Here is an 8353-nt window from a genome sequence, read left to right on the forward strand (position 1 = left end):
CTCGTCCGTCCCGGAAGGTTATCGGTGCGCGTGGGCGTCGTCCTACATCGCCAAGAGTCGTTTGGCGTGCCGTGCCGCGATGGAGGAGCCGGAAAACCCTTCCAGCCACTCGCGCAGGGCCACGGAGGCTGGCGGGGTGCCCGCACGGATGCTTTCCTCCAGATACACCTGAAGGAGTTTGCCGACACCGTGGTGGTTGTGCTCCAACCGGGGCAAGAGATGTGCCAGTACGTCCCGGGTCGCCTCGGCCGAAGAGGCGGAAATGCCTGCCGCATCGGCAAGTGAGGTTGCCCAGCGCGAGAGGATGCACGCCCTGGCGCAGTGGGCCATGGCCGCGACAAAAGGCTCGATCCCAAACCTCTGGGGGATCACCCGGGCGAACAGCTCGGTGGCGCGGATGCGGGCTTCGGGCCGCTTGGCGCTGAGCGCCAAGGCCAGGATTTGGGCGGTCGGTTCTTCCCATCGCCCGGGATGTATGTCCATGGCCTCCAGGACCGCGTCCTCTGCCGCCGGGCTTGGCGTATCAATCCCGGCGTTCAGCGTGACGATGGATGATGCGGCCAGCGGCAGGGTGCTGGGCGGGAAGGCCATGGCAACCTGGCGGATTTCCAGTGCGGTGGGATCGGCGAAAAGCTTGGTGGCGGACGGGATGCTGCTGGGGAATTCGGCCGACGCCGGCCCGTGCGGACCCGCGACCGACGCGACCCGCCACCAGGTGTAATTCCGTATCCTGCCGTTTTCCTTGAAGGACGAGGTAGTGGATTTCCAGTTGAGGGACAGCATGGCCGGATGCCCCTGGCCCGGGGTGTCCAGCCCCGCGGCAAGCAGGTGGTTGTCGCTCTCGAACGGTGCCCGGGCCCTTGCCGCCGCCACCCACCATGATGCGTTTTTGATTGCCACCGGCGGGCCACCCAAGGCATACGCGATGGCGCTGCCCGCCTCGGTGTTCGCGGGACCGAGCGTGGAACCTTGCAGAAGCTCCAGTGCCAAGTGGCGTCCCTCCGGGGCAATGCGCAGCAAGGCAGCGACGGTGTCGTGCTGGAGTGTCTTGGCACCGGCCGCGTCGTTGGCGAGGAAGCGTTGTACGAGCGTGCCGGGGTCGATCCATCCGCCTGTTGAGGTGGGCGTCGCCAGCAGCTCGAGGTGCCCCGCGCGCGCTTGAAGGATCTCCACGACCTCACGCACACGCTTGTACAGAACCGGAATGATTGAGCCGTCCTCGGGCCATGACAGCGCCGGCCCATGGAGGTCCCGTGCGCGTCGTGCGCGCGTCGGCGGCCGGAACGCAAAACACGGGTCGGTGGCAGCAAGGACCAGATCCGCCACCACGTTCTCGTTCCCTTCGCCGAGCTTGGCCGCGCGCCGGGCCAGGGGTCGCAACAACTCCGAGGCGTCGTGGGCGGCCAGCCAAGACAGGGCGAGCTCGAAGGCAATCGGGTCGTCGGGCCTTTCCAACAGGGAGGCAAAGTGCTCCAGCACCTCGGACTCGGGCCAACCGGGCACCGGCATGGAGTGCGGCCACCTCGGTGGCTCCGGGGCCTGCGCCAACATGGCTCCGGCAGGGGATTCGACGGTCTCCGAGGTCCCAGGCAAGGCTTCCGGGTGCGGGCGTTCCCCAAACTCGGTGGCCACGGCGGGCGACAAGCCCGGGTACCCGGCAGCCAGCAGGTCATCCCGGGCGAAGTCCGCCAACAAGGAGGTGGCCGCGCGCTGCACGTCGTGGTGTGGATGGGACATCCCCAGCTGCGCGGCGGCAAAGAGCCCGGATGTGTCGACATCGGGCCCGGGGCCGGCCAGCGATCGAAGAATGGCCAGGACCTTCAGCGCCGAGGTCTTGGGCGCGGCCATCGCGGGGGAAGCGTGGCGAATGAAGCCCTCGGCATCAAGCGTTCCCGCCTTGTGCAAGAGGTGTGCCTGCCGCACCGCAAGGGCAGTGGTGGCGGAATTGGTCGAGGCCAACAAGCGCAGCAAGTCGCCCTGGTTGGCCCGGGCCTCGGCGGCGTCGGGCGCCAGGGCATCATGCAAACGGGAAAACCAGCCGGCGCGATAGGCGGAAAAATCCCTGTTCAACGCTTCGAGGCAACTGCGCAGGATGCGGGAGCGGTCGAGGACCCCGTCGGTGACCAGCGCCAGGATCGTTTCGGTCCACGAGTGGTTCCCGTTGCTGAACTTGTCGACGTTGGCCAGGGATATTTCCCCGCCGCCTTCGACCTCGAAGAAGCGCCAGAAAACGTGTTCGCGAAGGTAATCGTCGTGCCTCAGCATGAACCTGCGAACCCCGCCGGTGTCGGTGCGCCCGCCGAGGTGGCCCACGGCCGCCAGCACGTAGTCGTCGTCGTGCACCAACTGCACGCCGTGGAAAAGTTCGGCAAGCCTCACGAACACGAAGTCCCGGCGCTGGGTCCAGCGCATCGCCAGGTCCCTGACATCCCGGTCGAGGTACGCCGTTGGCGATGCGGGATCGGTGACCCTGAGGAACCGCTCGTTCAACGTCGCCAGGGTGGTGCCAGGTTGGGTGACCAAGTCATCGAGGTCCTCGTCGAATTCCCACGCCTGGTAGCTTCGTTCGCTCACGGTTCCTGCCCGTCTCGCGCGTTGGGTGAGGGAGCGGCGCCGACGGCGGATGGACCGGGACGTGGGTGGACGATGCGGGCGGCCAGGATGTGTTTGCAGGGTCCGCGCCCGTCGCGGTGGGTGGCAAACCACGGGCAGCTGCAACTGTCGGCACCCCCGTCCCGCTGGCGCACCACATACCCGTTGCCGCCCGAATGCACAGTGAATGAGCGGCCGTCGGGGCCGGCTTGGGGTTCGGAAGGCGAGGCCGCCAGGGGCCGGACGGCATCGAGGGACACCAATCTTTGTGCACCCGCCAGCCTCGGGTGCAGGCCCAGCATGCTGCCGGTGTCAAAGGGCAGCGGCCGATGGAAGTACGTTCCGGCGGCGACATCGAAGCCGACCTGGCCGGAGGTTGCCAGGACGGCCAGCGCGTCTGCGACAGCAGGGGCTTGGAGCCCGGTCCGCCGGCCCAGCTCCTGAACGTCGATGGTGGAGTCGAAGGCCAGGGCCGCGTCGAGCAGCAGCGCGTCTGGCGGGGCCGCCGCGGAGGACAGCGGGTTCAGGGTGCCGCCCTCGCCGGAAAACCCGCGTGACTTTTCGGGGCTGAGTGTCACGCTCAGGCGGGCACCGGGCATGTCCAGCACCCAGCAGCTGGCAGCGGGGAGCGATCCGGCATCGATGTCCGGCCCGTAGGCGCGCAGGCCCGTGGAAAAACGCAATAGCGGTTCAAGGGCCAGCAGTCGTTCGGGCCCGGCGAGGGACACGGAACCCGGGCCGGGGCGAGAGGCCAGGCGCAGCGAGCGCGCGGCCCGGGTGGCCCACATGACCGTGCGGGTGGAGCTGGTGCGAGGCAGGGAGCCGATGAAGCGCCTGGCTTCCTCGGGCCCAAGCTCGTGGCGCAACTTCATCCCGGCGCCCGAAGCCTGGACCTCGCACAGGCCCTTGAGCCAGCGCCTCGGCAGCTCCACCTTCTCCTCGGTGAGCTCGGCGTCCAGGGTGCGCACCCGCACATCCGCTTCCCCGATGGCCAGATGCAGGGGTTCGCCGTTGCGCAGCCCCGCCAGCGCCTGTCGCAGGGGAGGGTTGACGTCGATGTTTGTCACCCCGCTGGCAACGAAATCGGTATCCAACGACGTGGAAGGGATATCGAGCCGGGCATGGACGCCGCAACAGGCGCTGAAGGATTCAAAACGCAATCCCTCGGGAGTCGAGGTGATGATCGGATCCGCCGCACGCAGGATGGCTGCCAGCATTCCCGGCGGCACGTAGTACCGGGTCCGGGCGACCCTGGCCACCGCCAGCAGGGCAGCGGCCACGGTCATGGGATTTGTGGGGAACCCGGAGTAGAAATACGGATTGGCAACCTGTGTCCGGTTTGTGTCCATCCCGCCGCTGGTGGCCAAGTGCATGCGGGGCACCCCCGCATGGTCCACGAGTCTCGAGCCGCGGCCATATCGGTAGGACTGCGCGACCCGCTGCGGGCCATCAACCGCGGAGGTGGTGAGGGGTGTGCTCATGGACGGGTCACCTTCTCGCGATGGCCGCCGACGGGAGGCCGCGCGGGCTTATTGGTCCAATGCTAACCGAGGCCGAGGTTCGAAAGATGTTCGAGTGCCTCAAAATGTTCGACGACCGGGAACGGCTCATAGAAGCGATGCAGCAGGCGCTTCCATTCGAGGTAGTTCTCGGATCCGCGGAAGCCGATGGTATGTGCCTCGACGGACTCCCAGGAGACCATCAGGAGGAAATGGTTGGGCGTTTCGATGCTGCGGGAGAGCTGCAGTCCGAGGTAGCCTTCGGTGGCCGCGATGAGGGGGCGCGCCCGCTCGAAGGCGGTCATGAATTCGTCTTCCATTCCTGCGATGACTGGCAGCAATGCGTGTTCGGTGATCATGCATCCCAGTCTGCACCAACCCGGCACATCGATGCGAAATTGTGGCGCGGACGGTCTCGTCCGCGCCACAACGCCGCTGCGCCCACCCCGGCAGGGAAGCCCGGGTGGGCGCAATGGTCGGCGGGTCAGCGCTCGGCTTCCCCTGACTCGAGCAGGGCCTTGAGCTTCCTCAGGTCCTTGCCCATGGCCCGGCGCATCATGGGGGCCATCAGGAATCCGGCGACCTTCGAAAAGCCTGCAGGTTCACCGGTGTTGGCCAGGACCATGCGTGTTGCCGTGCCCTCGTCGCTCCACGTGTAGGAGGTTTGCATGGGGAAGGGACCCTGGGCGGTGCGCATGACCAACTTGCTGCCGGGCACCCACTGAACAAACTCGTAGGTGTAGTTCAACTCGCGCCCCATGAAGCGGGCGCCGAAGTCCACGAGCGTGCCGACACCCAACGGCGGGCCGCCCCGGTGAATGGCCGAGCCGATGTTTGCGTACCACTTGGGGGTGTTCTCGGGATCGGCCGCGAACCCGGCCACGGCGGCGCGCGGCCGCTGGATCACGATCTCGCACTTGACGTCGACCATTGGCGCTCCTAGGTTTTCCGGCCCGTTCAGCGGGCGGAGACTTCCCGGCCGGTGAAGGCCACCAGGCGTTCGAGGCTGGCGGCGGATTCGTCGACCAGGGTCTCCTCGGCAAAGCTGGCGCCACGCATCTGCGGGCTGATGGTGTTGCGGGCCAGTGACAGGACGTAGTCCGAGAGCCCCGGGGCAACTTCCAGGTCGGCGCCGGTGGCCGTGGCCAGGTCCCAGGCGTGGACCAGGAACTCGAGGTTCAGGATGTTCGCGATCATGGTTGCGGGCAGCTCGGCGAAGCCCATGTCGATGGTGCCCGTCAGTCCGCGCTTCGTGAATGCCTCGAGCGTTGCCTGTGCGGCGTCGGCCACGCGGCACTCTGCCGAGGCGGACGGGTCATCAATCAGTTCCACGCCCAGGGCCTTGCCGATGCCGGTGACCGACCCGACCAGGTGGTCCACCAGTTGGGTGACGCTGAAGTTCTCGCACGGCGTGGACAGGTCGTTGTGGGATCCCTTGAGCTGGTGCAGAACCCGCTGGACGATGGCCAGCGTCGCCTCGGCGCTGCTGAGCTCGTTGATCGGATCCGGAAGCGCTGCCCAGTCATCTGCCCCGGCGTCTCCGTCGGTACTAAAGCGGACGAGCCGCTCCATGAAGTGGTTCCAGCCCTCGGTGTGCCCGGCGACCTCTTCGGTGGCGAGGCCCTCGTGGAGCAGGGTGAGCTGGGTGCCGCCGTCGGTCGGCTCCAGCGTGATGGTGACCGTGGAGGCCGCGGATTCGGAGCCTTCCCAGCCCCAGTCAAAGACCAGGCGCTTGCCGGGCTCGACTTCCTTGATCTGTCCGACCGCGGAATGGCCGGGGGTAATGGTCCAGCGGTATTCGCCGCCGGCGCGCAGGTCCATGCGGGCGGCGACGGTTTGCCAGCGGCGCAGCCGTTCGGGCCGGGTCACCAGCTCGAATGCGGCCTCGGGGTCGAGCGGGAGGAACACGGATTTTTCAATGGACATCGGAGGTCTCCTTGGTTTTTCATGATTGAAGGCCCGTGGCCTCGGCCACCAGCAGGTCCAGTTCCGAAGTCCAGAAGGACTCCAGTGCCCGGCGCAACGTGGCCATTCCGGCAGGGTCAAGCCTGTAGTACCGGTTGCGGCCGTCTTTCCTGGCGGTGACCAGGCCAACCTCGGCCAGCAAGAGCAGGTGTTGGGAGATGGCCGAGCGGGTCACGGGGAAGCGCTCGGCCAGTTCACTGACGGTGCGTTCCCCGTCGGCAAGGATTTGGAGCAGGGCGCGCCTGGTGGGTTCAGCAGCGGTTTCCAGAACGTCAGGCACAAGAGATACGTTAGCGATCGCTAACGTATTGCACAACCCCTTTGTGTCGAGCGGCATCGACTTGCCGGGAATCTTGCGCGTCACAGGGCTTGTGGCAGGCGGCACGGCATCGTATTGTTAGTTCTGGTCAATATGACACTAACTAGGAAGGTGGATCGGTTGCCGTTTTCGAATGTGGCGGAACGCCGCGAGCAACCACCGGCACTTGCTGTGTCCACGGTGATCTTTTCGCTGCGCGACGACGAACGCACCGGGCGCAAGGGCCTGTGGCTGCCCCTGGTGCGCCGCACCCGCGAACCCTTCCACGGCCAATGGGCACTGCCCGGCGGCCCGCTCGGGCCCCGCGACTCGCTGGTCGACGCGGCGGCGAACAACCTGCGCGACACCACCGGGCTCATCCCGCGCTACCTTGAACAGCTCTACGCATTCGGGGACCTGGACCGTTCGCCCACCCGCAGGGTGGTCTCCATCGTCTACTGGGCACTGGTCCGCGAGGACGATCCCCACGACACTGCCACCTCGGTGCTGCTCGATGACCCCAACGTCGCCTGGTTCCGCGCCGATGACCCCGAGGTGCTGGGCAACCTGGCCTTCGACCACCGGGAAATCATCGAATACGCGCTGTGGCGGCTGCGCAACAAGGTCGAATACGGCTCCATCGCCCACCGGCTGCTCGGCGAGCGCTTCACCCTGGCCCAGGTCCGCGAGGTCTACGAGGCGGTCCTGGACAAGGCCCTTGATCCCGCAAACTTCCGCCGCCAACTGCGCACGGCGGCAAACATCGAGGAAACCGACGATTTCCTCTCCGGCGGCAAGCACCGCCCCCCACGCCTTTATCGCTACACCGGCTCAACCACCCATCCCCTTGAGAGCGAGAACATCTCATGAGCAGCATCCAAGCCACCCTTCAGACCCTGAAGCTCGTTTCACCCGAAGCCAGCTGCAACACCGATCTGACCAAGGGTCCCTGGCTCTTTGACACCGGTGAGGCGGCCTACGGCCCGGGGTCCTCGCAGGAAGACGTGGCCCCGGCAGGCACCCCGCGCCAGGGGGACATCCCGGCGGAATACCGCGAGGCCTCCGACGAGGAGCTCACTGCCCGGATCCTGGCCGCCAAGGAAACCCTCGGCGAGCGCCTGGTGGTCCTGGGTCACCACTACCAGCGCGACGAGGTCGTGCGCTTTGCCGATTTCATTGGCGATTCCTTCCAGCTGGCCAACGCGGCGCTGGCCCGCGAGAAGGCCGAGTACATCGTCTTCTGCGGCGTGCACTTCATGGCCGAGACCGCCGACGTTCTCTCCAGCAAGGAGCAGAAGGTCATCCTGCCCAACCTGGCTGCCGGCTGCTCGATGGCGGACATGGCCGACGAGTCCTCCGTGGAGGAGTGCTGGGAACAGCTCATGGACCTCTACGCGGACGAAACCACCGCTGACGGCAAGGCCGCTGTCATCCCGGTGACCTACATGAACTGCTCCGCGGCGCTGAAGGCGTTTGTGGGCAAGCACGGCGGGATCGTGTGCACCTCCTCGAATGCCGCCACGGTGCTCGAGTGGGCCTTCGAGCGCGGCCGGCGGGTGCTCTTCTTCCCGGACCAGCACCTGGGCCGCAACACCGCCAAGGCCATGGGCGTGCCGCTGGAGCAGATGCCCATGTGGAACCCCCGCAAGGAGCTCGGCGGCAACGACGGGCAGGCACTGCTGGATTCCCGCGTCATCCTCTGGCACGGATTCTGCTCGGTCCACAAGCGTTTCAACGTGGCCCAGATCGAGAAGGCCCGCCTCGACTTCCCCGGCGTCAACGTCATTGTCCACCCCGAGTGCCCCATGGAAGTCGTGGACGCAGCCGACTCCGCCGGGTCCACCGACTTCATCAAAAAGGCCATCGCGGCCGCCACTGAACCCACCACGTTCGCCATCGGCACCGAAATCAATATGGTCAACCGGCTCGCCGCCGAGTACCCCCAGCACACCATCTTCTGCCTGGACCCGGTGATCTGCCCCTGCTCCACGATGTACCG

At 66.7% G+C, this 8353-nt stretch carries 8 protein-coding genes; 2 read left to right on the forward strand and 6 right to left on the reverse strand.

Features of this window, described 5'->3' with window-relative positions:
• Window positions 1-42: 42 nt before the first annotated feature.
• The 6 genes from ACLQ7E_RS20750 to ACLQ7E_RS20775 all read right to left on the reverse strand — a co-directional run bounded on the left by ACLQ7E_RS20750 (window position 43) and on the right by ACLQ7E_RS20775 (window position 6336).
• Window positions 43-2574 (reverse strand): DUF6493 family protein, encoded by a 2532-nt coding sequence (locus ACLQ7E_RS20750; RefSeq protein WP_411734475.1) that lies wholly within the window; start codon window positions 2572-2574, stop codon window positions 43-45.
• On the reverse strand, window positions 2571-4073 hold the full coding sequence (locus ACLQ7E_RS20755; RefSeq protein WP_411734476.1) for an SWIM zinc finger family protein: 1503 nt from the start codon (window positions 4071-4073) through the stop codon (window positions 2571-2573). The genes ACLQ7E_RS20750 and ACLQ7E_RS20755 overlap by 4 nt, the downstream gene beginning before the upstream one ends.
• Window positions 4074-4135: 62 nt before the next feature.
• The gene (locus ACLQ7E_RS20760; RefSeq protein WP_411734477.1) at window positions 4136-4450 is read right to left on the reverse strand and encodes an antibiotic biosynthesis monooxygenase family protein; all 315 of its coding nucleotides are present in this window, start codon (window positions 4448-4450) and stop codon (window positions 4136-4138) included.
• Between the two features lie 125 nt (window positions 4451-4575).
• Window positions 4576-5022 (reverse strand): SRPBCC family protein, encoded by a 447-nt coding sequence (locus ACLQ7E_RS20765; protein WP_411734478.1) that lies wholly within the window; start codon window positions 5020-5022, stop codon window positions 4576-4578.
• A 26-nt stretch (window positions 5023-5048) separates the two neighbouring features.
• The gene (locus ACLQ7E_RS20770; protein ID WP_411734479.1) at window positions 5049-6017 is read right to left on the reverse strand and encodes a TIGR03086 family metal-binding protein; all 969 of its coding nucleotides are present in this window, start codon (window positions 6015-6017) and stop codon (window positions 5049-5051) included.
• A gap of 19 nt (window positions 6018-6036) precedes the next feature.
• Window positions 6037-6336 (reverse strand): ArsR/SmtB family transcription factor, encoded by a 300-nt coding sequence (locus tag ACLQ7E_RS20775; protein WP_411734480.1) that lies wholly within the window; start codon window positions 6334-6336, stop codon window positions 6037-6039.
• 159 nt (window positions 6337-6495) lie between these two features.
• On the opposite strand from ACLQ7E_RS20775, the gene ACLQ7E_RS20780 reads away from it, so the two are divergent.
• Window positions 6496-7224: an NUDIX hydrolase gene (locus tag ACLQ7E_RS20780; RefSeq protein WP_411734481.1), complete on the forward strand. Its 729-nt coding sequence runs from the start codon at window positions 6496-6498 to the stop codon at window positions 7222-7224.
• The coding region (gene nadA / locus ACLQ7E_RS20785; RefSeq protein WP_411734482.1) for a quinolinate synthase NadA at window positions 7221-8353 on the forward strand (1133 nt) is incomplete at its 3' end. The genes ACLQ7E_RS20780 and nadA, both read left to right, overlap by 4 nt.

The sequence above is a fragment of the Paeniglutamicibacter sp. genome (assembly GCF_046714615.1).
Classification (GTDB): Bacteria; Actinomycetota; Actinomycetes; order Actinomycetales; family Micrococcaceae; genus Paeniglutamicibacter.

What these genes read in the sequence shown, in the direction of transcription:
- ACLQ7E_RS20755 (WP_411734476.1), bottom strand. Translation starts at nt 4,073, where the DNA reads ATGAGCACACCCCTCACCACCTCCGCGGTTGATGGCCCGCAGCGGGTC.
- ACLQ7E_RS20760 (WP_411734477.1), bottom strand. Translation starts at nt 4,450, where the DNA reads ATGATCACCGAACACGCATTGCTGCCAGTCATCGCAGGAATGGAAGAC.
- ACLQ7E_RS20765 (WP_411734478.1), bottom strand. Translation starts at nt 5,022, where the DNA reads ATGGTCGACGTCAAGTGCGAGATCGTGATCCAGCGGCCGCGCGCCGCC.
- ACLQ7E_RS20770 (WP_411734479.1), bottom strand. Translation starts at nt 6,017, where the DNA reads ATGTCCATTGAAAAATCCGTGTTCCTCCCGCTCGACCCCGAGGCCGCA.